Source organism: Streptomyces sp. NPDC093225 (assembly GCF_044753805.1).
Lineage (GTDB): Bacteria > Actinomycetota > Actinomycetes > Streptomycetales > Streptomycetaceae > Streptomyces.
This window is the reverse complement of sequence record NZ_JBIVNX010000081.1, coordinates 1-24,486: the sequence shown is the minus strand read 5'-3', so window position 1 is coordinate 24,486 and position 24,486 is coordinate 1. Positions and strand designations below refer to the sequence as shown.

Below are 24,486 nucleotides of genomic sequence, written 5' to 3'. Positions count from 1 at the left end.
GGCCTTCGGCCCTGGCCTTCGGCCACCCCAGGCCCGGGCCTGCCTCCGGACCAGCCTGCCATGACGCCTCAAGAGGCTCCCCCACACACCACGGGCCGGCACTCCCGTGAGACGGCGACCCGAACCCCCGTACCAAGTCCCCGCACCGATCCCCCCGACGCCCCCACCCGCCCCCACATGCCCTCCCGCCTGCGGTGACGTCCGGACGTGCGGGCGCGGTACAGATCCCGTGGAGGTTTCGCGGTGCCGAGTGCGGGGCGCTGACCAGTGGTGATGGGTTCTCAGCGGATACGACGGATCTTGCGCCGCGGGTCCCCTGCGCGGTGCCGCGTGGGGTACCGTCGCGGCCCTGTGCGGAGGAGGGGTGCCTTGCGCGAGTACACCGTCCCACCCGTGGTCACGGCCCCGCCGGTGGGCGGGCTGGCCGACGTCGTCTTCGACCACGCCCTCGACGACCCCGACCGGGTGGTGCTCGGCCGCCGGGCCCCGGACGGGGGCTGGCAGGACGTCACCTCCGCCGGCTTCCGCGACGAGGTGCTGGCGCTCGCCAAGGGCCTGCTCGCGCAGGGGATCCGCTTCGGCGACCGGGTCGCCATCATGGCGCGGACCCGGTACGAGTGGACGCTCTTCGACTTCGCGCTCTGGGCCGTCGGGGCGCAGCCGGTCCCCGTCTACCCCACCTCTTCCGCCGAGCAGGTGTACTGGACGCTCTACGACGCCGGGGTGAGCGCCTGCGTGGTGGAGAACGAGGACCAGGCGATGACGGTCGGCTCCGTCGTCGACCGGCTGCCGCAGCTGGCCCGGCTCTGGCAACTGGACGCGGGTGCGGTGGCCGAACTGGTCGCGGCGGGCGCCCCCGTGGCGGACGAGGTGGTGCACCGGCACCGGCGGGCGGTGACCCCGGACGCGGTGGCCACCGTGATCTACACCTCCGGCACCACGGGCCGCCCCAAGGGCTGCGTGCTGACCCACGCGAACTTCATGTACGAGACGGACACCATGGTGGCCCGCTGGGAGACCGTGTTCCGCGCCAGGCCGGAGGACGAGCCGTCCACGCTGCTGTTCCTGCCGCTGGCCCACGTCTTCGGCCGGATGGTGGAGGTGGCGGCGATCCGGGCGCGGGTGAAGCTGGGACACCAGCCGGTGCTGTCGGCCGAGCGGCTGCTGCCCGACCTGGCGTCGTTCCGGCCGACGTTCTTCCTCGCCGTGCCCTACGTCTTCGAGAAGGTGTTCGCGGCCGCGAGGCGGCGGGCGGAGGCCGAGGGGCGGGGCGGGCCGTTCGAGCGGGCGGTGGAGACGGCCGTACGGTACGCCGAGGCCCGCGAGCAGCGCAGCCTGGGGCAGGGCCCGGGGCCGTCGGCGGCGCTGCGGGTGCAGCACCAGGTGTTCGAGAAGCTCGTGTACGCCAAGGTGCGCGAGGCCATGGGCGGCCGGGTGCGGCACGCGATGTCCGGGGGCTCGGCCATGTCGCGGCGGCTGGGGCTGTTCTTCGACGGGGCGGGCGTCACGGTCTTCGAGGGGTACGGACTGACCGAGTCGTGCGCGGCGGCCACCGCCAACCCGCCCGGGGCCACGAAGTACGGGACGGTGGGCCCGCCGATCCCCGGCACGACGGTGCACATCGCCGAGGACGGTGAGGTGTGGCTGCACGGGCGGCACGTCTTCGCGGGGTACCTCAACGACCCGCGCGCCACGGCGGAGGTGCTGCGCGAGGGCTGGCTGGCGACCGGGGACCTGGGCCGGCTGGACGGGGACGGCTACCTGACGATCACCGGGCGGAAGAAGGAGATCCTGGTGACCTCCGGTGGCAAGTCGGTCTCGCCGGGAGCGCTGGAGGAGCGGGTGCGCTGCCACCCGCTGGTCGCGCAGTGCATCGTGCTCGGCAACGACCGGCCGTACGTCGCGGCCCTGCTCACCCTCGATCCCGAGGGCGTGGCGCACTGGCTGGCCATGCGGGGGCGGCCCGCGCTGGGTCCGGCGCAGCTGGTGCGGGACCCGGAGCTGACGGCGGAGGTGCGCCGGGCGGTGGTGGCGGCGAACACGCTGGTCTCGCGCGCCGAGGGGATCCGGACCTTCCGGGTGCTGGCCGAGCAGTTCACGGAGCAGGACGGGCTGCTGACGCCCTCGCTGAAACTCAAGCGGCGGGCGATCGAGAAGGCGTACGCGGTGGAGGTCGCGGCCCTCTACCCCGAGTGAGCCCGGGCGTACCGGGTACGGCCGTTCGGGGTCCGCCGTGTCGTGGCGCGCGGGTCGGCGCGGGGGCGGGCGATCAGGCTGGGGGCGGGCCCGCACCGGGCCGCACCAGCCTGATCGAGGAGGAGCGGATGACCAACGGCATCGTCGAGCGGTTCCTGCACGCCCTGAGCCCGGCCCATCGGGAGGTCGTCGAGAAGGAGCCGCGCGAGCGGCAGGAGGAGCTCGCCGAGGCGTGGGAGGAGGAGCTCCGGGACGATGCCGAGCTCTTCGTCGAGGACGAGCTGTCCCCGCCCGCCGCGGAGAGCGAGGCGGCGGCCCGGGTCTACCGCAGCACGTACGAGTAGCGCCGCCCCGCCCCGCAGCCGCGCCGCGCCGACCGGCCGTACGGGTGTCCGAATCCCACCGTCATCGGGTATTTTCGCGGCGCGGGGACTGAGGAGTGCGGGGCGCGGGGGCGGTCCGGGAGGGGTGGTCGTGGTGGACCGGCGCAACGTGGTGACCGGAGTGCTGTGCACGGTGGCGGCGGTCGCGGTCTCGGGCGTGATGACCCTGGTGGTCCCGCCGCAGGAGGCGGCCTCCGGGCACGGTGACCCGCCGGTCCGGGCCGGCTCCGGAGCGGGTGCCGCCGTACCCGCACCGACCGCGTCGCGGGCCGTACCGACCGCCCCGCAGGCCGCGCCGCGGCCCTTCGGGGCGGCCACCCTCCCCACCGTCGGCGCCCCGATACCGACGAAGGGGACCACCGAGGCCCGCGGCGTGTTCACCGGCGCCCTGTTCAAGGACGACCTGGCCGGCGGGCACTTCTGCTCGGCCACCGTGGTGCGCAGCCCCGGCCGGGACCTGATCGTCACGGCCGGCCACTGCCTGACGCCCGGCGCCCAAGAGGGCGAGACCACCGTGTTCGCGCCCGGCTACGCCGACGGCAAGGCCCCGTACGGCACCTGGCGCGTCGCCGAGGTCTTCGAGGACGGCCGGTGGACCGACGGCGAGGACGACGACTACGACCTCGCCTTCGCGCGGCTGGAGCCGGACGCCCGGGGCCGCCGCGTCGAGGACGTCACCGGCGGCGCGCCGCTCGACACCTCCGGCCGCACGGCCGAGGAGGTCACCGTCACCGGCTACCCCACCGACCGCAACGTCCCCCGCACCTGCACGGCCGTCTCGGTCAAGGAGAGCGACACGGTCCAGCGCTTCGACTGCGCGGACTTCCCCGTCGGCACCAGCGGCTCGGCCTGGATCGCCGAGGACGGGAAGATCGTCGGCGTGCTCACCGGAGGGGACACCGACGACCAGTCCACGAGCACCGTGCTCGGCACGTACGCCGCCGAGCTCTACCGGCGCGCCACGGCCCGGTGACCGCCTCCCGGCCGCCCGCCGTCAGCGGTCCACGCGCTCCCAGCCCCGCTTCGGCGGTCGCTGCCCCAACTGGCGCTCGTCCCGGGCGCGGTAGACGACGTACGGCCGGAACAGGTACTGCACCGGCGCACTGAACATGTGCACCAGCCGGCTGAAGGGCACCAGCGCGATCAGCACCATCCCGATGACGACGTGGACCTTGAACAGGACCGGGACCGACTCCATCAGTTCCACCTGGGGGTCGAGCCGGAACAGGCTGCGCGCCCACGGGGCGATGGTCCCGCGGTAGTCGTAGCCCGAGCTGAGCGAGGCGTCGGCCAGCTTCGCGACCATGCCCATGATGATCGCGGCGAGCAGGACCACGTACATCACCTTGTCGTTGACCGTGGTGGCCCGGAAGACGGGGGCGTTGGTGCGGCGCCGGTAGACGAGCATCCCGATGCCGAGGACCGCCAGGGCCCCGGCCGCCGTCCCGCCGAACAGCGACAGCAGGTGGTAGGCGTGCTCGTCCAGGCCCAGCGCGTCCGTCCACGACGCGGGCACGAACAGGCCCATGACGTGGCCGACGAGGACGAAGAGGATGCCGTAGTGGAACGTCGGCGAGGCGACGTTCAGCAGCTTCGACTCGTAGACCTGGGAGGACCGGGTGGTCCAGCCGAACCTGTCGTAGCGGTGCCGCCAGACCAGCCCCGACACCAGCAGGACGAAGGCGACGTACGGCAGGGCCCCCCACAGCAGCGTGTTCATCCGACGTCTCCCGTTCTCCCGTCCGTCACCGCTCGCTCACCGTTCACGACCGGCAGCAGGCCGAGGTGCCCGTACGGCGGCAGGCCCGCCAGCCCGACCTCCTCGCGCGGCGGCCCCGACCGGGCCAGCGCCAGCGCCTCGGCCCGGTCCTTGGGGGAGGGGCCGGGCAGGGTGGCGCAGACGGCCGCGACCACGTGCCCGTACGGGGTGCCGCTCTCGGCCAGGGCCAGCCGCAGCAGTTCGAGACCGGCCCGGTGCTCGCGCAGCAGCGTCACGTCCCCGGTCTGGGCGGTGAACTCCAGCACGGCGGGCAGGAAGTCCGGCAGCTCCTCGTCGCTGAACTCCAGCCCGTGCCGCCGGTAGGCCTCCTTGAAGCGGACGAGCGACTCGCCGCGCCGCCGGGTGTCGCCGTCGGTCCACCAGCTCAGGTACAGGCAGTGCTTGCTCTTGAAGTCGAACACCCGCACGTAGTGCGCCGCGAGTTCGTCGGGCGGCACGGACTCGGCGAAGTCGAGGAAGGCGTGCAGGGCGGGCGCGGCGGCCCGCAGCAGCGGCAGCCGCTCCTGGAACGCCTCGTCGGGGTACGTCAGGCACAGGGCCGCCGCCTGGTGCAGGACGGCGGGTTCGGCCGCGGGGCTGCCCGGCCGGGCGGTGGTGCGGGGGCCGCTGTTCATGGGCTCTCCTCCTCCGTCGTGTCGGCGGTCTGCCGTCTGCGCAGGGCGTGGAAGTTCTCGATGGTGACCAGGGGCAGCTGCGGGCGGCCGCCGGGCCCGCCCGAGCCGTCGCCGAACGGACCGCCGTCGCGCGGGCCCCGCCCGCCCGTGCCGGGCCCGCCGGCCCCGTCCAGGCTGCACGCGTCGGGGACCGCGGACTCCTCCAGCCGGCGGGCGTCGCCGAGGGCGGCGGTGGGGATCACGTACCGCTCCTCGTACTTGGCCACGGCCAGCAGCCGGTACATGTCCTCGATGTCCCGGCCCTCCATGCCGACCGCCTCCGCGATCGTCCCGTCCGGCCGGTCGCCGAGGTTGAGGTCGCGCATGTACGCGCGCATGGCCGCGAGCCGCTCCAGCGAGGCCCGTACCGGCCCGGTGTCCCCGGCGGTGAAGATCTCCGCCAGGTACTCCAGCGGGATGCGCAGGGTGTCGATGGCACCGAAGAGGTTGCCGGCGTCCTCGCCGTCGAAGCCCGTGCCGGCGAGGGCGTCGACCACGGGGGAGAGCGGCGGGATGTACCAGACCATCGGCATCGTGCGGTACTCCGGGTGCAGCGGCAGCGCCACCCGGTAGGTGGTGATCAGCGCGTGCACCGGCGAGCGGCGGGCGGCCTCGATCCAGTCGTGGGCGATGCCGTCGCGCTCGGCGGCCCGGCGCACCTCGGGGTCCTCCGGGTCGAGGAACACGCCGAGCTGGGCCTCGTACAGGTCCTGTTCGTCCGGGGCGGCAGCGGCCGCGGTGACGCGGTCGGCGTCGTAGAGGACGACGCCGAGGTAGCGCAGCCGGCCGACGCAGGTCTCCGAGCAGACGGTGGGCAGGCCCACCTCCAGGCGCGGGTAGCACAGGGTGCACTTCTCGGCCTTGCCGGTGGCGTGGTTGAAGTAGACCTTCTTGTACGGGCAGCCGGTGACGCACATGCGCCAGCCGCGGCAGGCGTCCTGGTCGACCAGGACGATGCCGTCCTCCTCGCGCTTGTACATCGCGCCGGAGGGACAGGAGGCCACGCAGGCGGGGTTCAGGCAGTGCTCGCAGATCCGCGGCAGGTAGAACATGAACGCCTGCTCGAAGGCGAACCGCACCTGCTCCGCGGTCCTCTCGCGGGTCCTGACGACCATCGGGTCGCCGCCGGCGTGTTCGGGCGCGCCGCCGAGGTTGTCGTCCCAGTTGGAGCTCCACTCGATCTTCACGGGCTTGCCGGAGAGGAGGGAGCGGGGCTCGGCGACCGGGAAGTCGTCGCCCAGCGGGGCGTTGACCAGCGCCTGGTAGTCGTACGTCCAGGGCTCGTAGTAGTCCTTGATCTCCGGCAGCACCGGGTTGGAGAAGATCGAGACGAGCTTGCGGAACCGCCCGCCGGCCTTGAGCCTCAGCTGCCCGCGCCGGTTGAGCTCCCAGCCGCCCCGCCACTTCTCCTGGTCCTCGTACCGGCGGGGATAGCCCTGGCCGGGCCGGGTCTCGACGTTGTTGAACCAGACGTACTCCATGCCGGTGCGGTTGGTCCACGTCTGTTTGCAGGTGACCGAGCAGGTGTGGCAGCCGATGCACTTGTCCAGGTTCATGACCATGGCGATCTGGGCCATGACACGGCCGATGGGCGCTGCGCTGGGGGACATGTGTCAGTACTCCACCTTCTGCGAGCGGCGTCGGATGACGGTGATCTCGTCGCGCTGGTTGCCGGTCGGGCCCAGGTAGTTGAAGGCCCAGGACAACTGGGCGTAGCCGCCGATGAGATGGCTGGGCTTGAGGATCAGACGGGTCAGCGAGTTGTGGATGCCGCCGCGTCGGCCGGCCTCGGACCTGGGCACGTTCACCGTCCGCTCCTGGGCGTGGTGCATGTACACGGTGCCGGCCGGCATGCGGTGCGAGACGATCGCCCGGGCCACCACGACGCCGTTGCGGTTGACCGCCTCGATCCAGTCGTCGTCCTCGGCCCCGACGGCCTCGGCGTCCTGCGGGGACATCCAGATCGCCTGGCCGCCGCGGGAGAGCGAGAGCATGAACAGGTTGTCCTGGTACTCGGAGTGGATGGACCACTTGTTGTGCGGCGTGAGGTAGCGCACCGTCACCTGCTGCTGCCCGTCGGGCCCGAGGACCGGCTCGCCGAACAGCCGGTGCATGTCCAGGGGCGGCCGGTAGACCGGCAGGGCCTCCCCGAGCTCGTGGATCCAGTCGTGGTCGAGGAAGAAGTGCTGGCGGCCGGTGAGGGTGTGCCAGGGCTTGAGGTGCTCGGTGTTGAGGGTGAAGGCGGTGTAGCGGCGGCCGCCGGACTCGCTGCCGGACCACTCCGGGGAGGTGATCACGGGGACCGGCGCGGCCTGCGTGTCGGCGTAGCTGACGCGCTTGCCCTCGTGCTCGGCGGCGAGGTGCGCCATCTCCTGGCCGGTGCGCCGCTCGAGGGTGCGGAAGCCCTGCGTGGCCAGCCGGCCGTTGGTGGTGCCGGAGAGGGTCAGGATCGTGTTGGCGGCCTTCACGGCCGTGTCGATCAGCGGCCGGCCGTCGGCCGGACCGCCGCGGGCGGTGCCGTTGAGCGCCGCCAGGACCGTGACCTCCTCGTCGGGGCGCAGCACGATGCCCTTGGCCGGCAGGCCCAGCTCCTCCACCAGCGGGCCGAGGGCCGCGAACTTCGCGCCGATCGCGGTGTAGTCGCGCTCGACCACGGTCAGCCCCGGCATCGTGCGGCCGGGTACCGGCTCGCACTCGCCCGCCCGCCAGTCCAGGGCCACGCCGCCCGGCTGCGCGACCTCGCCGGGGGTGTCGTGCTGCAGCGCGGAGGCCACCAGGTCCTGGCGGGTGCCCAGGTGGTCGCGGGCGAGCTCGCTCAGCCGCCGGGCGATGGCCCCGAAGGCCTCGAAGTCGGTCCGCGCCTGCCAGGGCGGGTCCACGGCCGGGGTGAAGGAGTGCACGAAGGGGTGCATGTCGGTGGTGGACAGGTCGTGCTTCTCGTACCAGGTGGCCGCGGGCAGGGTGATGTCCGACAGCAGGGTCGAGGAGGTCATGCGGAAGTCGAGGGAGAGCAGCAGGTCGAGCTTGCCCTCGGGGGCCCGCTGGTGCCACTTCACGTCGCGGGGGCGCGTCTGCGGATCCGCCTCCCGCGCGCTGAGCGTGGAGTGGGTCCCGAGGAGGTGCTTGGTGAAGTACTCGGCGCCCTTCGCGGAGGAGCCCAGCAGGTTCGCCCGCCACAGGGTGAGCACCCGAGGCCAGTTGCGCTCGTCGTCGGGGTCCTCGCAGGCGAAGCCGAGCCGCCCGGCCATGAGTTCGTCCACCACGTACGCGGCCGGCTCCCGGCCCGCCGCCCGCGCCTGGTCGGCGAGGTCCAGCGGGTTGCGGTCGAAGGTCGGGTACGAGGGCATCCAGCCCGACCGCACCGACTGCGCCAGGCAGTCCGCGCCCGTCATGCCCGCGAACCGGCCCTCACCCAGCGGCGAGGCGAGCACGTCCGCCCGGAACCGGTCGTAGCGCCACTGGTCCGTGTTCAGGAACCAGTACGCGGTGCCGATCATCTGGCGGGGTGGGCGGGACCAGTCGGAGGCGGCGGCGAGGGTGGCCCAGCCGGTGGCGGGGCGGCACTTCTCCTGGCCGACGTAGTGGGCCCAGCCGCCGCCGTTGCGGCCCTGGCAGCCGGTGAGGGTGAGCAGGGCGAGGAAGGCGCGGTAGATGGTCTCGGAGTGGAACCAGTGGTTGGTGCCGGCGCCCATGAGGATCATGCAGCGGCCCCGCGACTTCTCCGCGGTGGTGGCGAACTCGCGGGCGATCCGGGCCACCTGGGCCGCCGGGACCGAGGTGTGGACCTCCTGCCAGGCGGGGGTGCCCGGCTGGTCCGCGTCGTCGTACGAGGCCGGCCAGAGGCCCGGCAGGCCCTCGCGCGCCACCCCGTACTGCGCGAGCAGCAGGTCGTAGACCGTGGTGACCAGGGCCCCGCCCACCCGTACGGCCGGCACGCCGCGCCGCATCACCTCACCGCGGCCCTGGCCGTGGGCGCCGCCCTCGGTGTCGAAGCGGGGGAGCAGCACCTCGACGCCCGTGGGGTCGTCCTCGTACAGCGACAGCCTGGGCCGGATCGCGCCGAGGTCGAGGTTCCAGGCGCCCCTGCCGGACTCGGTCCAGCGGAAGCCCAGCGAGCCGCCCGGTACCGCGGGCCGGCCCGTGGCCCCGTCGAGGACCGCGGTCTTCCACTCGGCGCCCTCACCGGTCTCGCCGAGGTCGGAGGCGCGCAGGAACTTGTGCGGGACGTACGCCCCGTCGCGTTCGGTCAGCGTCACCAGGAACGGCAGGTCGGTGTACTTCGTGACGTAGTCCGCGAAGAACGGGGTCTCGCGGTCGACGAAGAACTCCTTGAGGACCACGTGGCCCATGGCGAGCGCGAGGGCGCCGTCGGTGCCGGGGTGGGGGTGCATCCACTCGTCGGCGAACTTGGTGTTGTCGGAGTAGTCCGGGGAGACGGTGACGACCTTCTGGCCGCGGTAGCGGGCCTCGGCCATCCAGTGGGCGTCGGGGGTGCGGGTGACCGGGACGTTGGAGCCCCACATCATCAGGTACGCCGCGTCCCACCAGTCGCCGGACTCCGGCACGTCGGTCTGGTCGCCGAAGACCTGCGGGGAGGCCACCGGCAGGTCGGCGTACCAGTCGTAGAAGCTCAGCATCGGGGCGCCGATGAGGGAGTGGAAGCGGGCGCCGGCCGCGTGCGAGACCATCGACATGGCGGGGATCGGGGAGAAGCCGGCCACCCGGTCAGGGCCGTACCGCTTGATGGTGTGCACGTGCGCGGCCGCGATGATCTCGACGGCCTCGTCCCACGACGCGCGCACCAGGCCGCCCTTGCCGCGGGCCCGCTGGTAGCGGCGCCGCCTCTCGGGGTCGGCCTGGAGGTCCGCCCAGGCCAGCACCGGGTCCTTCAGCCGTCCCTTCGCCTCCCGGTACATCTCCAGCAGCACGCCCCGCACGTACGGGTAGCGCACGCGGGTGGGGGAGTACGTGTACCAGGAGAACGCGGCCCCGCGCGGGCAGCCGCGGGGCTCGTACTCGGGCCGGTCCGGTCCCACGGACGGGTAGTCGGTGGCCTGGGTCTCCCAGGTGATGATCCCGTCCTTGACGTAGACCTTCCACCGGCACGAGCCCGTGCAGTTCACGCCGTGCGTCGAATGCACGACCTTGTCGTGGCTCCACCGGTCGCGGTAGAAGGCGTCGCCCTCGCGGCCGCCCGTCAGCCGGACGCTGTGCAGGTCCGGGGCGGCCTCGCCGCGCCGGAAGAACCGCCCGGTCCGCAGCAGCAGGGCCGCCGGCTCCGTCGTCGAGTCCTGCACCTCAGCCTCCCCGTCGTGGACGCCCATGGAGGGCCGTGCATGTCCATCCAATCCATATTTGTCGCACTTTGCTCGATGAACGTGGGCCGACCGGGGACTACACGGTGGCGCCCACGGCGAGGAACGCGCAGATCAGGACGAACAGCACGGCCAGCAGCGGCCACACGAAGCGCAGGTACCGGTCGTAGCCGACCTTGGCCAGGGCCACGCCGCCGATGGTGACCGCCGTGGTGGGCACCCACAGGTTCATCCAGCCGCTGGCGGCCTGCCATGCCGTGACCGCCACCGCCCGCGGGACGCCCGCGAAGTCCGCCAGCGGCGCCAGGATCGGCATCGCCAGGGTGGCGTGGCCCGAGGTCGAGGGGATCAGGAAGGCCAGCGGAAGGTTCACCACGAAGACCAGCACCGCGAACACCCCCGAGGACGTGCCCTCGACGACGCCCTCGATCGAGTGCAACACGGTGTCGGTGACGCGGGAGTTGTTCATGATGACGGTCACCCCGCGCGCCAGCAGGATCACCAGCGCCGGCGACATGAAGTCCGCCGCACCCTGGATGATCGTCGAGCTGAGCCGCTGCTCCCCGAACCGGGCCACCACCCCCACCAGAACGGCCGCCACCAGGAACATCGCGGCCAACTGCGGGAAGGACCAGCCCAGTTCCCAGCCGTACGGGGTGGCGTCCGCCTTGCCGGTCAGGGCGCTCGCCCACGGCACCACCGAGAAGATCATGAAGCCGAAGACCAGCGTCACCAGAACCAGGACCGCCTTGTGGAGCGCGGTGAGCTCGGGTTCCTCGCCGACCGCGGCGGCCGCCTGCTCCCGGTCGCCCGGCAGGAACCCGCAGACCGACCGCCCCGGGTCGGCCCGCACGCGCCGCGCGTACCGGACGACGTAGAGGATCGTCACCGTGGTCAGCACCACCCACATCAGGAACCGCAACGCGATGCCGTCGCCGAGCGAGATGCCGGCCGCCGAGGAGGCCACCCCGGTGGCGAACGGGTTCACCGTGGAACACAGCACGCCGATGCCGGCCCCCAGGACCGCGGTCCCGACCGCCACCATCCGGTCGTACCCCAGGGCCAGCATCATCGGCACCAGCAGGCCGTAGAAGCCCAGGGTCTCCTCCGCGAAGCCCTCCACCGTGCCCAGCACCGAGAACACCAGCATCACGCCCGCGATGAGCAGCGCCCCGCGGTCGCGCAGCCGGTGCGCGAGCTTGGCGATGCCCCGGTCCAGCGCGCCGGTGGCGAACACCACCGTGATGAACGAGCCGATGGCGAGCACGAACAGGAACACGCCGGCGCTGCCGTACAGCGAGCCCTCGAAGTCCGGCCCGACCAGGCCCGTGGCGGGGTCCTTGATGCCGTACAGGCCGTTCACGGGGGAGAGGAAGAGGTCGTTCAGGCGGTCGACGAAGGACTGGCTCGACGGGACGCGGTGGTACGTGCCCTGGACCGGCGCCCCGTCGGCGTTGCGCCTGTACTCGCCGGAGGGGACGAGGAAGGCCAGCAGCCAGACGGCGACGGTGACGACGGCCAGGACGGTCAGGGCGCTGGGAAAGGTGAACTTCCCGGCCGGGGGCGGCTCGTCGGGCGGCGTCGTCCCGGCGTCGTGGGTCGGGCCGGTGGGGGCGCTCATCCGGCGCCGCCCGCGGTGCGGGGGCCGGCCGTCCACCGCTCCGGACCGGCGCGCGGGCCCAGCGTCAGGGCGTCGACCTCGGCTTCGGCTTCCACGGCACTCCGTCCCTCGGTGCGGTGCTCCCAGTCTTGGCCTGCGGGCCGGGGGCGGCGTCCGGGGTACGGCCGACCGGGTGAGGGTCCTGGGTGGGGCGTCCGGCCCCGCCCCGGCCCCGTCAGCCGGACGCGTCAACGGGCGGGCCCCGGCGCGTGTCGATCCGGCACCGTGATCGTTTCTTCTCGCGGAGCCACCACCAGGTGCGCGACCGGACGGGGAGGAGACGCGGTGACCGCTAGGCAGTACCTCGCCGGGATGGGGCTGATCGCCGCCCTCGCGCCGGTGCCCGCACACGCGGCGACCGGGCCGCCGGACGCCGGCCGGTACGGCGCCACCGACGACGCGGTCGTCCGGATGGACCACGACGGGACGCACCACGAGCGGCCGCACGGTGGGGGGACGGGTCGTGACGGTTCGGGTCACGAAGGTTCGGGTCACGGTAGTTCCGGCCGCGACGGTTCGGGTGGTGGAGGGGCGCACCGCGACCGCGACCGCCACCGCGACCGCGACTGTCACGCCAGCCCGGACCCCGTCCCGCCGGCGCCCCGGCCCGCGCCGGCCCCGGAGCCGGCCCCGGACCCGGAGCCGACCCCGGCCCCGGACCCGGTCCCCGTCCCGCCGGCGCCGGGCCCGGTGACCACCCCGCTCCCGCCGCGGCCGGGCGGGCCGCCGGAACCGGCCGTGCCCCTCCCCGTGCCGCCGCCCGCGCACCGGCCCGCTCCCGGGGCGCCGCCGCCCGCCGGGAGGGCCGTACCGGACGCCGTGCCGCCCCCGGATCCCGTGCCGTACCCGGCGCCGTCCGCTCCGCACGACCCTGCCGAAGTGCCCGCGCCGGTGATCCCGGCGGTGGCACCCCCGCGGCCAGCGGCCCCGGTGCTCCGGCCGGCGGCCTTCCACGTGCGCCCGTACCGCTCGGTGGTCCTGCAGCGGCGCGGCCCGCAGGGCATGTCCACCGTCATGCTCATGGTCGTCGTGACCACCCCGGCCGTCCTCGCGGCGGCCGTCCTGCGGCCCCGCGGCCGGAGCCGCTCCACGCGCTGACCCCCGCCCCGCCCCCGGCCCGCCGGACGGGGCGGGGCCCCTACGTCCGTCCGTTACCCGTGGGCGCGCCGGCCGTCGGCCGCCGTGCGCCCGTACGGCCGCGGCCGACGCGTCGGCGCACGCCGGCCGCCGCGCGTCCGTATGCCGACCGTCCCGACCCCATCCCACCTCTGGAGACACCCCGTGTCCGAATGGCTGGTCCTGGCCATCGCCATGGCGCTCGTCTGCGCCGTCGTCCTCGCCTTCACCGTCCTGCGCCACCGCCGAGCGGCCGAGGACGAGGACACCAACGAGACCCCCGACGTCATCGAGTACATGACGATGATGGTCGGGGTGGTGTACGCGATCGTCCTCGGCCTGGCCATCGCCGGCGTGTGGGAGGCCCGCGGGGCCGCCGAGGACAACGTGCGCCGCGAGGCGCAGGCCCTGTACGAGGTCACCCAGCGCGTCGACGTCTATCCGACGGCAGTCCGCGACCGGATCCGCGGCGAAGTGGACGCCTACGTCTCCCACACCGTGAACGTCGACTGGCCGCGCCTGGCCGAGGACCAGGCCCCCAGCGAGAAGGGCGCCGCACTGCTGGACCGGCTGCGCACCGACGTCACCCACCAGTCGCCGAGCACCGAACTCCAGGCGCAGGCCTACCAGCCGCTGCTGGACCAGATCTCCACCGCCGACGATGCCCGGCACGCCCGCACCCAGAGCGCCGGCTCGACGCTGCCCGGGGTGGTGTGGTTCGGACTGCTGGTCGGCGGGGTGGTGACGATCGGCCTGATCTTCACGCTCCAGATCCGCCGTTCGGGGCGCGAGCTGCTGCTGGCGGGCCTGTTCAGTGCCCTGATCGTGTTCCTGCTGTTCCTGGTCTGGAGCTTCGACGCACCCTTCGGGCGCGACGCCGCCAGCGACTCCGTGGCCCCCTTCCAGGACCTGTTCCCCACCATCGCCCAGGCTGCGGCCCGGTAGATCGAACGGCGGGGGCGTCGAGGTGGAGCCTGTGTGATGGGGCGACCGGTGTCGGGGCTTGTCGCTTCGGGGCCGGCCGCCCCGTGGTGTGTGGGTCCCCTCGCCTCTTGACCCGTCATGGCCTGCAGGCCCTGCGGCAGGCCCACCCCTGGGGCAAGGGGGCTCCGCCCCTGGCCTTCGGCCACCCCAGGCCCGGGCCTGCCTCCGGACCAGCCTGCCATGACGCCTCAAGAGGCTCCCCCACACACCACGGGCCGGCCTGCGGGGGCTGCGTGACGGTGGCCCGGATGACGGAGGCGTGGATGACAGAGGCTCGTTCTTCGGGCGCCCCGCCGGCTCAGGCGGGGCCGGCGACCGGGTCCGGGTCGGCCTCCGGGCGTGGGGTGGGCGATCGGTGTCCGGGGGCCGGGTCCGGCTGAGCCGGGGCCGGGGCCGGCCGGTCCGCCCGGGGGAGCGCCAGGCAGTCCCGCTCGACCCGGGTGAGCGCGGGACCGGACAGCGGCGGCAGCCCCGGCCCGCGCAGTGCGTGCAGCAGCACCCGCGGCCGTACCAGCCGCGAGGCGGGCTTCGAGAGGGTCATCACGTCGGTGAGCGCCGTGGCCACGTGGAAGTCGCCCGTGGCCGTGTACATGAGCCGGTCGACGTAGCGCTGGATCAGCACGTCCGCCGGCCCGGGGCGGCGGCCCGTCGAACCGGGGAAGAACACGTCCTGGCGGGTGGCCAGGTCCCAGGCCACCGAGATGGGTCCGGCCATCCGCCGCCGCGCCTCGGCCGCCAGCCCCGGCGCCGTGAGGCCGCGGGCGGCCACCCGGTCGCGCAGCGCCACCGCGCACTGGGCGGCCACCGACATGCCGTGCCCGTACACCGGGTTGAGGGCCACCGCGGCGTCCCCGACCGACAGGAAGCCCTCGGGCATGGTGCGCGAGCGCTCGTAGCGGCGCCGCCGGTTGGCCGTGTTGGCGAAGGTGTGGACCCTGCCCAGCGGTTCGGCCCGGGCCAGGAAGTCGGCGAGCAGCGGGTGCCGCAGCTCGCGGGCGAACGACTCGAACGCGTCGGGGTCGCTGGTGGGCTGTGCCCCGCGGGTCCCCGACAGGGTGACGATCCACTGCCCGTCCTCGATCGGGATGATCGTCCCGGTCCGGCCGGGGCGGCGCTCGCGGGCCGCGGCCTGGATGTTGACCACCGGCAGCTCGCCCACCCCCGCCGGAGCGCGGTAGAGCCGGCTCGCGTACACGAGGCCCGAGTCGATCTCCTCCACGGGGACGGCCGGGACGCCCAGGGCGCCCAGCCACACGGGGCCGCGGGTGCCGCGCCCCGAGGCGTCGACGACCAGGTCGGCGGACAGGACCCGCTCACCGGCCGCCGGGCCCGCACCGGCCGGGCCCGACCCCGTACCGCCCGTACCCGTGACGCCGCCGCGGGCTTCGCCGCCGTCGACGCCGTCGGTCGCTCCGGTGCCGGCGGGGGAGGGCTCGGCGGCTCCGCCCAGCGCCGCACGTACGCGCACGCCGGTGACCCGTCGGGCGTCCCCCTCCAGGCCGAGCACCTGGGTCCCCTCCATGAGCCGCACGCCCGGCAGGGCGAGCGCGGCCTCCCGGACGACCCAGTCGAGCCGGTCCCGGCCGCACGCGACGATGTGGTGGGTGGGTCGCCAGCGCCGGAACCAGCCGCGGGGCGACAGCGAGACCATGCCCTGCGTCAGGGGGATCTTGCGGCCGCCCGCGGCCTTCCACCGGTCGATCGTGCCGGGCAGCAGTGCGTCCATGGCCTCGGAGCCGCCGGACCACAGGATGTGCCCGTGCCGGCCCTGCGGCAGGTGGCGCCGCCCCTCGGGACCGGTCGGCAGCACGTCCCGCTCGACGATCACGACCTCGTCCGCGTACGGGCTGAGCGCGGCCGCCGCGAGCATGCCGGCGAGACTCCCGCCGATGATCACGGCCCGGCCCCGGCGGCCGTCCGCGGCGGCGCGGGGGGCGGCCCCGGGGCGGGACGGGGAGGGGGACGGTCGTCTGACGGAGGATCCGGTCATGAGTGGCTGCTTTCTCGGCGGTCCGCACCGGGCAGTGGGCGTTCGGAGGGCTCGGCGGACCCGGTGGCGGGAGCGTGTCGCAGGGCGACGGAGATGCGGGTCAGCTCGGCGCGGGAGTTGGTCCGGGACCAGGTGTACGCGTCGGCCGAGCCGATGACGCGGCCCTCCGGGTCGGCGGCCTTGGCGCGCAGGGCGTCGGCGACCGTCGCGGCGTCGGCCTCGGCGGCCGCGGATTCCGCGTCGGTGCCGCGCGCGAGGGCCCGGGCCAGGGTCCGCTCGCGCAGCGCGTGGTCGAAGTAGGGGTCGAGGCCCAGCAGGCCGTCGTGGATGTCGGCCATCCGCTGGGTGATGCGCAGCTCGCCCGAGGACCACCAGGCCATCCGTACGGGCCGGGCGTCGGGGTGCCCGGCCTCGCGCAGCACCCGCCACAGGAGGCCCAGCTCCCGGTACGCCTTCCAGGTCTGCCAGCTCGCGGAGGTGCGCTGGCCGACCAGGGGCAGGACGAACCCGACCGCCACGCCGAAGGACGACACCGACGCCAGGGGCGGGGCCACGTACGTGCTCAGGTAGTCGAGGTCGTGCCCGGCCCAGCGCGCGAAGACCGCCGTGAACTTGACGATGTCGAAGCCGATGTCGAGGAAGAACCCCGACACCATCATCCGCAGCCCGGCGCGCAGCCAGCCGTGGACGCGCAGCGACCAGCGCAGGCACAGCATCGTCATGACCACCGCGCCGACGGTGTGGGCGACCAGGTAGAGCACGATCATCTCGCGGATGAACGGCGTGTTCGCGTAGTACGTGTCCAGGTCGCGCAGCCGCTCCACCGGTGCGTCGCCCAGCGCGAAGAGGACGATCAGGCCGGCCGTCACGGCTGCGTACACCCCGCCGCACAGCAGCGAGATCCGCCGCCGGTGCTCGGGCGGGCCGCCGCGCCAGTGGTTGATCAGCAGGAGGCAGCAGGCGCTGAACGTGGTCAGGATGCAGTAGACCAGCGGCGCCGAGAAGTTGGGGACGCCGGTGATGCGGTTGACGGTGGCGATGGTCGGCGGTGCGGCGAAGAAGAACACCGAACTCGCCACCAGCAGGAGGATGCAGACGGCGCGCAGCAGCGGATTGCGCCAGTCCTGCACCAGTCCGGGCAGCTTGCAGGCGAACGCCAGGGCGAGCGCCGCAGCCGGGACGTACATGTCGAGGCCGTTCGCTCCCATGTCAGCCCCGCGGCCCTCGGTACCCCAGCGACTCCTCGATGCGTCCGGCGATCTGGTCCAGGCCGGCCCCGCCGGCGCGCCGCGAGCCGGGCAGCCAGGCCCGGCACTTGCTCCCCAGGAGCAGCCCGAAGGTCTCGGCCTCGGTCTCCTCCCGGGCGTCGAAGCGGGTCCGGGCGAGGACCCGGACGGCCGCGCTGAGGTCGGCCTCCTGGGACAGGAGGCGGGCGGCGACGGCGGCGCCGTCGACGTGGTGGCTGCAGTGGCCCGCCTTCATGTGCCACAGCTCGTGGCCGAGGATCACCAGCTGGTGGTCGGGCGCGGTGCGTTCCTCGACGACGACGAGGTCGCGGTCCGCCATGTCGAGCCACAGCCCGCTGGCGGTGCCCGGCGGGAACGAGGCCATCCGGAACTGGACCGGCCGGCCGCGGTGCTTGCTCATGCCCTCGCACAGGGCGGCGTAGAGGTCCGCGGGTGCCGCGGGGACGGGGAGCCGGAGGCCGGCCACCAGCTCCGCGCACAGCCGCCGCTGCTCTCTGGCTATGCTCACCGTTCTCCCCGTCGGCGGATCCGGATCAGGATCGGGACTTCATCGGGCTTCGTTGCGGTTCGTGGGGACGCGCTCGGGCGTCGGGGGCCACCGTGGGCCGGGGGCTGCGCGGCGGGCCCGGTGCCGGAGCGGCCCGGGCTGCGGAGGGGCCTCAGGAATCCGTCGGCTTGACGCTCTCGAGCAGCATGTCCAGCCACTCGGTGACCTTGTCCCGGTGCTTGTCGGTGGGCAGTTGGGCCGCCCGCCAGGCGATCCCGCGTACTCCGTGGTCCTGCAGCAGCCGGGCGAGCGGGTCGCCGGCCGAGGCCTGGGCGGGTACGGTCTCGCGCTCGCGGACCGCGAAGTCCTGGAGCAGCTGCTGCTCGGTGCGCAGCAGGGCGTCGTTGAGCGCGTCGCCGTCGTGCGCGGTCAGGAAGCCGGCGTGCACGCCGAAGAACCGCTGGATCGCGTCGCAGTGCTCCATCGTGGGACGCCGGTCGCCGTTGATCAGGGCGCCCGCCTGCTGGCGGGACATGGCCGCGCCGTCGGCGATCTCCTGCTGCGTGTAGCGGCGGCCGTTGGGCTTGACGCGGGTGCGGCGCAGCAGGTCGAGCCGCTGCAGGAAACGGGCCTGCAGGTCGGGCTCGCCGGCGGGGCGGCCGTCGAGGAGCGCCTTGACCACGTCGGCGGGGACGCCGGAGGCCTCCGACAGGCGCCGGAGGTTGAACACTTCGGAATGCGCCCGTCCGAGCGTGTTGGCGAGTTCGGCTACGCGCGCGGCGGTGGCCGCCAGGGATGCGGTGGCCACTGGGACGGGAGCCGGAAAGCCGTCTGTCACCAGTGGGTTCTCCTAGATCACGCGAGATTGGTACGGACACGCGGTGGACCAGAGGAGGCTAACCCCAATAGTTGCCTCAGGGCCAGAACTTGCCACAGCTGTGGCGTGAATGCGGCGTCCATCGGCTGGAATTGCCACAATAGTTGACACTCCATTGACGCTGGTAGCAGGATCGCCACACGGAAATGAAGATCGCAGACCGTGAGAAGGGGGAGCTCTCGGTGCCACATCTCGCAGCGGTGGGCCCGTCCGACGCCCTCGCGCGGTCCGGCCAGGAGCGCCCGGCGGGCGAAGACACCGCCCGCGGAGCAATCCGGACGGAGCGGCGCAAGGAACTCCTGCGGCAGCGCCGCGAGGAGCTGGGCCTCAGCCAGGAGGACATCGCCGCGCGGCTGGGAATCAGCGTGCGCGCGTACGGGAATTGGGAGCGCGGTCTGGTCAAGGAATGGACCGACCGCAAACTGCTGGCCCTCGCCCAGGCCTTGGAGATGAGCGAGAAGCAGCGATTCTGGATGTTCCGCGTCCTCGTCGACCGGGACCCGCCGCAGACCTGGCGCCCCGCCGAGGGAAGCCGCCTTCCGGAGGATCCGGACCAGCGCGACTACCTCCGCGACTACGCCGCGCTGATGGAGGCCGTGCCCTACCCGTCGTTCCTCGTGGACCGGCGCTGGGACGTGGCCCTCACCAACTCCGCTTTCGACCAGCTCTTCCAGTCCGTCCGGCCGCATCCGACCGCGCTGCCCGACGACAACTTCCTCCGCTTCGTGCTGTTCCACCCCGACGCGGCGGCCGTGCTGGAGGACCACGAGCCCGGCTGGTGCGTCCCGCTGCTGGCGCAGTTCTCCCTCGCGTACGCCGCGGATCCGGAGGACCGGGGGCTGGACTCCATCCGCCAGGACATCGCCCGCGACCCGTTCATGGAGGCCGCCTTCCGCTACGGCGTCCCGCACTGGCTGGGCACCTACGGGCAGGACGCCGCCGAGCGCGACGGACGGGTGCTCGCCGTCCGGCACCCGGACCCGCGCTGGGGCCGGGCCCGCTGCCGCATGGTGGCCGAATCCGGTCCCCTCCTGGACGGCATGGGCTTCACCCGGATCACCCTCGTGCTGTCCGCATCGCAGACCCCGCACGGCAAGCCCGCCGGCGCCCCGGCCGCACGCGCGCAGCACGCGCCGCGCCTGCGCGCCGTACCGCCGCTCAAGGACGAGTAGCAGGCCCCCGGAGGGCGCCCGGCCCGGCTCGTCCGGATCTCGCCCGGGCGGCGCGGGCCGGCCGGGCGGGACCCGGCCGCGACGGCGCGCCCCGCGGCCCCCGAGCGGTCCGCGCGCGCTCCGGCAGGGGGGAGACTGGGCGCGGAGCGCGGTGCCCGGTGCCACCGCGCCGTGCGAAAGGCGGTACGGCGACGTGCGACTGACGATCCTCGGCGGGGGCGGCTTCCGGGTGCCCCTCGTGTACGGAGCGCTCCTCGGGGACCGGGCCGACGGCCGCGTCACCCGCGTCGTGCTCCACGACGAGGACCCGGCCCGGCTCACCGCCGTCGCCCGCGTCCTGGCCGAACAGGCCGCGGGCGTCCCCGACGCCCCCGCCGTCACGGCCACCACCGACCTCGACGAGGCCCTGCGCGGCACGGACTTCGTGTTCTCCGCCATCCGCGTCGGCGGCCTCGCCGGCCGCGCCGCCGACGAGCGGGTCGCCCTGGCCGAAAACGTCCTGGGACAGGAGACGGTGGGCGCGGGCGGGATCGCGTACGGGCTGCGCACCGTCCCCGTCGCCCGCGCGATCGCCCGCCGGATCGCCGCGCTGGCCCCCGACGCGTGGACCATCAACTTCACCAACCCCGCCGGACTGGTCACCGAGGCCATGGCCGAGGAACTCGGCGACCGGGTGATCGGCATCTGCGACTCCCCGGTGGGCCTGGGCCGCCGCATCGCCCGGGCGCTGGGCGCGGACCCCGCACGCGCGTACGTGGACTACGTCGGGCTCAACCACCTCGGCTGGGTGCGCGGCCTGCGCGTGGACGGCCGCGACGAACTGCCCCGGCTGCTGGCCGACCCGCAGGCCCTGGAGTCCTTCGAGGAGGGCCGGCTCTTCGGTGCCGAGTGGCTCCGCTCCCTCGGCGCGGTCCCCAACGAGTACCTACACTACTACTACTTCAACCGCGAGGCCGTACGCGCCTACCAGGAGGCGAAGCAGACCCGCGGCGCGTTCCTCCTCGACCAGCAGGCCCGGTTCTACGCCGAAGCGGCCCGGCCCGACGACTCCGCCCTCGCCGCCTGGGAGCGCACCCGCGCCGAGCGCGAGGCCACGTACATGGCCGAGAACCGCGAGGCGGCCGGCGCCGGCGAGCGGGCGGCGAGCGACCTGGAGTCCGGCGGGTACGAGCGGGTCGCCCTCGCCCTGATGCGGGCCGTCGCCCGCGACGAGCGGACCACCCTCATCCTGAACGTCGCCAATCGTGGCACGCTCGCCGCACTCGACGCGGAGGCCGTGATCGAGGTGCCCTGCCTGGTCGACGCGAACGGCGCCCACCCGCTCGCCGTCGACCCGCTGCCCTACCACGCCGTGGGGCTGGTGACCGCGGTCAAGGCCGTCGAACGGGCCGTGCTGGCGGCCGCCGCGAGCGGCTCCCGCGCCGAGGCCGTCAAGGCCTTCGCACTCCACCCCCTGGTGGACTCGGTCGCCGTCGCCCGCACCCTGCTCGACGGGTACGCGGCGGCCCACCCGGGGCTCGCGTACCTGCGGAGGTAGGCGGACCTCAGGGGTCCCGTACGGCCCAACGCCGCGTGCGGAGCGCCGGGCCCCGGTGTGACAGTGCTAGGTGTGACCACTGTCCGCGAGTCCCGCGAGCCCGGCCCCGCCGCCACCGGCGAGCCCCCGCCCGTACTGGACCGCCGGCGGCGCAACGTCATCTTCGGCACGATCATGCTGGGCGTGCTGCTGGCCGCCCTCGACCAGACCATCGTCGGCACGGCGCTGCCCACGATCGTGGCCGACCTCGGCGGCGCGGCCCACATGTCCTGGGTGGTCACCTCCTACCTGCTCGCCGAGACCGTGGCCACCGTCCTGGTCGGCAAGTTCGGCGACCTGTTCGGCCGCAAGGTGATCTTCCAGATCTCGGCCGTGGTCTTCATCGCGGGCTCGTTCCTGTGCGGCCTGTCGACCAACATGCTCCTGCTGATCATCTGGCGCGGCGTCCAGGGCGTGGGCGCCGGCGGCCTGATGGTCACCTCGATGGCCCTGATCGCCGACGTGATCCCGCTGCGCGAACGCGGCAAGTACCAGGGCGCCATCGGCGCGGTCTTCGGCGTCGCCACCGTCATCGGGCCGCTGCTCGGCGGGCTGTTCACCGACCACCTCAGCTGGCGCTGGGCCTTCTACGTCAACGTCCCCATCGCCGTCCTCGTCGTCGCGGCCGCCGCCCGCACCATCCCCTCGGTCCGCTCCGCCGTCCGCCCCCGCATCGACTACCTCGGCATCGCCCTCGTCGCCGTCGGCTCCAGCGCGCTGATCCTCGCCACCAGCTGGGGCGGCAACGAGTACGCCTGGGGCTCGCCCGTCATCGTCGGCCTGTTCGCCGGCGGCGCCGTGGCCCTCGCCCTCTTCTGCGTGGTCGAGACCCGGGCCGCCGAACCGATGCTGCCGATGCGGCTGTTCCGCAACCCCGTCTTCTCCGTCTGCTCCGTCCTCAGCTTCGTCGTCGGCTTCGCGATGCTCGGCGCGATGACGTTCCTGCCGACCTACCTGCAGTACGTGGACGGCGACTCGGCCACCATCTCCGGCGTGCGGACCCTCCCGCTCGTCTTCGGCCTCCTCGTCGCCTCCGTCTTCAGCGGCAACGTCACCAGCAAGACCGGCCGGTACCGGATCTTCCCCATCGTCGGCTGCGCGGTGATGGGCCTCGGCCTGTACCTACTCTCCCTCATGGGGCCGGGGACCTCGACCTGGCTGTCGTCGCTGTACATGCTGGTCCTCGGCGCCGGCATCGGCCTGTGCATGCAGGTCCTGACCATCGCCGTGCAGAACACCGTCGACTACGCGGACCTCGGCACCGCCACCTCCGGCGTGACCTTCTTCCGCACGCTGGGCAGCTCGTTCGGCACCGCCGTCTTCGGCACGATCTACGCCAACAGCCTGGGCCCGAACCTCGCCCGCGGCATCGCCGAATCCGCCCGCACCACCGGCGCCGACCCGGCCGTGCTCACCCTGGCCGCGCAGAGCCCGCAAGGCGTGCACCGGCTCACCACCGCCCAGGCGCGCCCCATCATCGACGCCTACGCCGACACGATCGAGACCGTGTTCCTGTGGACCGTACCCGTCGCAGCGGTGGGCTTCGTCGTCGCGTTCTTCCTCAAGCAGGTCCGGCTGCGCGACAGCGCGCGGGCCGGCTCCACCGACATGGGCGAGGGCTTCGGGTCCCCCACCACCAGCGGCGACTCGGCCAAACTGCTGGAACTGGCCGTCGCCAAGATCCTGCGCGGCATGGGGCCGGACACCGCCCGCGGCATCGTGACCGCCTCCGACACCCGGCTCGACATGGCCGGGGCCTGGACCGTCATGCAGGTCGACATGCACACCCGCACCGTCGGGCACGCCCGGCTCGGGCTGATCGCGGCCCGCCGCGGGCTGCCGCCCGAGGTGCTCGTCCCCGTCTTCGACCGCATGATCGAGGAGGGATTCCTCAGCCACGAGGACTCGTACTTCTCACTCACCCACGCGGGGCGGCGCGAGGCGGGCGTGATCTCGCGCGCCTGGGGCGAGTGGCTGGCCGCCGAGCTGGAGAAGGACCGCGGCGGCCGCCCGGACAAGCCCGAACTCCGTGCCGCGGTCGACGCCATCGCCAAACGCCTGCTCGTCGAGGACCTGGCGGAGGGCAGCTTCGCCCCGCACCGCGCCGTACGGGCGTGAGGGCCGGCGACGGCCTACGAACCATCGGCGGGCGGACGCCCACGGCCCACCGGCCGCAGTGGCGTACGACCGCCGGTGGGCAGCCGCTTACATACCACCGGCGGCAGCCGCCCACCTACCACCTGCGGGCGGACAGGAACCGGCAGACGCCTAAGGAACGACCGGGTAGCAATGGGCCGGCACCGCCGGCACCGTCAACTCGGGCCGCCACACCTTCAGCACCGCGGCCGAGGGCTCGAACATCCCCGCCGGCAGCGCCTCCGGCGCGAACCACTCCCAGCGCACGATCTTGTCCGGCTCGGTCACCACCGGCTCCCCCTCGGCGCCCTCCGCCAGCGCCGCCGCGGTCACCCGGCTCACCCCGCCCTTGGCGTCCTTGAGCACCGCCAGCACCCGTACCCCCGCCGCCGCAACGCGCAGCCCCGTCTCCTCCGCCAACTCCCGCGCACCGGTCGCCTCGAAGCTCTCCTCCGGATCCGTCTTGCCGCCCGGCAGCTCCCACCGCCCGTCATGGGCCAGCCCCAGCAGCACCCGTCCCGCCGCGTCCAGCACGATCATCCCGACGCCCGCCACCGCATTGGTGGCGGGCAGCGCCCGCTCGGGCCGCTCCCCGGCGAACTCTCGCCCCGCCCCCGGTTCCTGCTGCTCCGCCTGCTCCGGCATGCCGGTCCGCTCCCTCCGCCGTAGTCGTCGTGCCCCGCCACCTCCGGCCCGGACACGAGGCGAGGATACGGACCCGCCGCGGCTTCGGCCGGGCATCCGCCCCCGACCCCGCCCCGCCGCAGCAGGCTTCGCACCGCCCCCCTTCCACCCGGGCCCGACGTCTCGTAGCGAGAGCGTCCCGTGGTGTGTGGGGGAGGCGCTTGAGCCGGTATGGCAGGCTGGTCCGGAGGCAGGCCCGGGCCTGGGGTGGCCGAAGGCCAGGGGCGGAG

Annotated in this window: 18 protein-coding genes; 8 read left to right on the top strand and 10 right to left on the bottom strand. The window is 73.9% G+C overall.

Features of this window, described 5'->3' with window-relative positions:
• Nucleotides 1-369: 369 nt before the first annotated feature.
• From ACIQCH_RS36760 to ACIQCH_RS36750, 3 genes are all read left to right on the top strand, one after another.
• Nucleotides 370-2,196: an AMP-dependent synthetase/ligase gene (locus ACIQCH_RS36760; RefSeq protein WP_402588419.1), complete on the top strand. Its 1,827-nt coding sequence runs from the start codon at nt 370-372 to the stop codon at nt 2,194-2,196.
• Nucleotides 2,197-2,324: 128 nt separating this feature from the next.
• Nucleotides 2,325-2,540 carry a hypothetical protein gene (locus ACIQCH_RS36755; RefSeq protein WP_402588417.1) on the top strand — a complete coding sequence of 72 codons (216 nt, stop codon included), beginning with the start codon at nt 2,325-2,327 and terminating at the stop codon, nt 2,538-2,540.
• Nucleotides 2,541-2,673: 133 nt separating this feature from the next.
• Entirely contained in the window at nt 2,674-3,552 is an 879-nt protein-coding gene (locus ACIQCH_RS36750; protein WP_402588415.1) for a trypsin-like serine peptidase, read from the top strand.
• A 21-nt stretch (nt 3,553-3,573) separates the two neighbouring features.
• Here the strand turns inward: ACIQCH_RS36750 and narI are convergent, their stop codons facing one another.
• The 5 genes from narI to ACIQCH_RS36725 all read right to left on the bottom strand — a co-directional run bounded on the left by narI (nt 3,574) and on the right by ACIQCH_RS36725 (nt 11,948).
• Complete coding sequence (gene narI / locus ACIQCH_RS36745) at nt 3,574-4,299, bottom strand: respiratory nitrate reductase subunit gamma (RefSeq protein WP_402588413.1); 726 nt, start codon at nt 4,297-4,299, stop codon at nt 3,574-3,576.
• The gene (narJ, locus tag ACIQCH_RS36740) at nt 4,296-4,973 is read right to left on the bottom strand and encodes a nitrate reductase molybdenum cofactor assembly chaperone (RefSeq protein ID WP_402588411.1); all 678 of its coding nucleotides are present in this window, start codon (nt 4,971-4,973) and stop codon (nt 4,296-4,298) included. Before narJ ends, narI begins: the two co-directional genes overlap by 4 nt.
• Entirely contained in the window at nt 4,970-6,622 is a 1,653-nt protein-coding gene (narH, locus tag ACIQCH_RS36735; protein ID WP_402588409.1) for a nitrate reductase subunit beta, read from the bottom strand. Before narH ends, narJ begins: the two co-directional genes overlap by 4 nt.
• 3 nt (nt 6,623-6,625) lie before the next feature.
• The gene (locus ACIQCH_RS36730) at nt 6,626-10,336 is read right to left on the bottom strand and encodes a nitrate reductase subunit alpha (RefSeq protein ID WP_402588423.1); all 3,711 of its coding nucleotides are present in this window, start codon (nt 10,334-10,336) and stop codon (nt 6,626-6,628) included.
• 70 nt (nt 10,337-10,406) lie between these two features.
• A complete protein-coding gene (locus ACIQCH_RS36725; protein ID WP_402588407.1) occupies nt 10,407-11,948 on the bottom strand; it encodes a YfcC family protein in 1,542 nt (513 codons plus the stop codon).
• Between the two features lie 324 nt (nt 11,949-12,272).
• Here ACIQCH_RS36725 and ACIQCH_RS36720 point away from each other — a divergent pair, with 324 nt between their 5' ends.
• Both ACIQCH_RS36720 and ACIQCH_RS36715 read left to right on the top strand, forming a co-directional pair.
• On the top strand, nt 12,273-13,085 hold the full coding sequence (locus tag ACIQCH_RS36720; protein WP_402588405.1) for a hypothetical protein: 813 nt from the start codon (nt 12,273-12,275) through the stop codon (nt 13,083-13,085).
• 183 nt (nt 13,086-13,268) lie between these two features.
• Entirely contained in the window at nt 13,269-14,048 is a 780-nt protein-coding gene (locus ACIQCH_RS36715; protein ID WP_402588403.1) for a hypothetical protein, read from the top strand.
• Between the two features lie 337 nt (nt 14,049-14,385).
• Here the strand turns inward: ACIQCH_RS36715 and ACIQCH_RS36710 are convergent, their stop codons facing one another.
• The 4 genes from ACIQCH_RS36710 to ACIQCH_RS36695 form a co-directional block, all read right to left on the bottom strand.
• Nucleotides 14,386-16,077 (bottom strand): pyridine nucleotide-disulfide oxidoreductase, encoded by a 1,692-nt coding sequence (locus ACIQCH_RS36710; RefSeq protein WP_402588401.1) that lies wholly within the window; start codon nt 16,075-16,077, stop codon nt 14,386-14,388.
• On the bottom strand, nt 16,074-17,285 hold the full coding sequence (locus tag ACIQCH_RS36705) for an MAB_1171c family putative transporter (RefSeq protein ID WP_402588399.1): 1,212 nt from the start codon (nt 17,283-17,285) through the stop codon (nt 16,074-16,076). The genes ACIQCH_RS36710 and ACIQCH_RS36705 overlap by 4 nt, the downstream gene beginning before the upstream one ends.
• A 1-nt stretch (nt 17,286) precedes the next feature.
• Complete coding sequence (locus ACIQCH_RS36700) at nt 17,287-17,832, bottom strand: toxin-antitoxin system, toxin component (RefSeq protein WP_199922836.1); 546 nt, start codon at nt 17,830-17,832, stop codon at nt 17,287-17,289.
• Between the two features lie 151 nt (nt 17,833-17,983).
• Nucleotides 17,984-18,649: a helix-turn-helix domain-containing protein gene (locus ACIQCH_RS36695; RefSeq protein ID WP_402588396.1), complete on the bottom strand. Its 666-nt coding sequence runs from the start codon at nt 18,647-18,649 to the stop codon at nt 17,984-17,986.
• Nucleotides 18,650-18,870: 221 nt separating this feature from the next.
• Between ACIQCH_RS36695 and ACIQCH_RS36690 the strand changes: the two genes are divergently transcribed.
• The 3 genes from ACIQCH_RS36690 to ACIQCH_RS36680 all read left to right on the top strand — a co-directional run bounded on the left by ACIQCH_RS36690 (nt 18,871) and on the right by ACIQCH_RS36680 (nt 23,554).
• Entirely contained in the window at nt 18,871-19,860 is a 990-nt protein-coding gene (locus tag ACIQCH_RS36690; RefSeq protein ID WP_402588394.1) for a helix-turn-helix domain-containing protein, read from the top strand.
• A 193-nt stretch (nt 19,861-20,053) separates the two neighbouring features.
• On the top strand, nt 20,054-21,397 hold the full coding sequence (locus ACIQCH_RS36685) for a 6-phospho-beta-glucosidase (protein ID WP_402588392.1): 1,344 nt from the start codon (nt 20,054-20,056) through the stop codon (nt 21,395-21,397).
• A 174-nt stretch (nt 21,398-21,571) separates the two neighbouring features.
• Nucleotides 21,572-23,554, top strand: a complete 1,983-nt coding sequence (locus ACIQCH_RS36680; protein ID WP_402588421.1) for an MDR family MFS transporter — start codon at nt 21,572-21,574, stop codon at nt 23,552-23,554.
• Between the two features lie 150 nt (nt 23,555-23,704).
• On the opposite strand, the gene ACIQCH_RS36675 is transcribed toward ACIQCH_RS36680, so the two are convergent.
• Nucleotides 23,705-24,217 (bottom strand): NUDIX hydrolase, encoded by a 513-nt coding sequence (locus ACIQCH_RS36675; RefSeq protein ID WP_402588390.1) that lies wholly within the window; start codon nt 24,215-24,217, stop codon nt 23,705-23,707.
• Nucleotides 24,218-24,486: the final 269 nt, after the last annotated feature.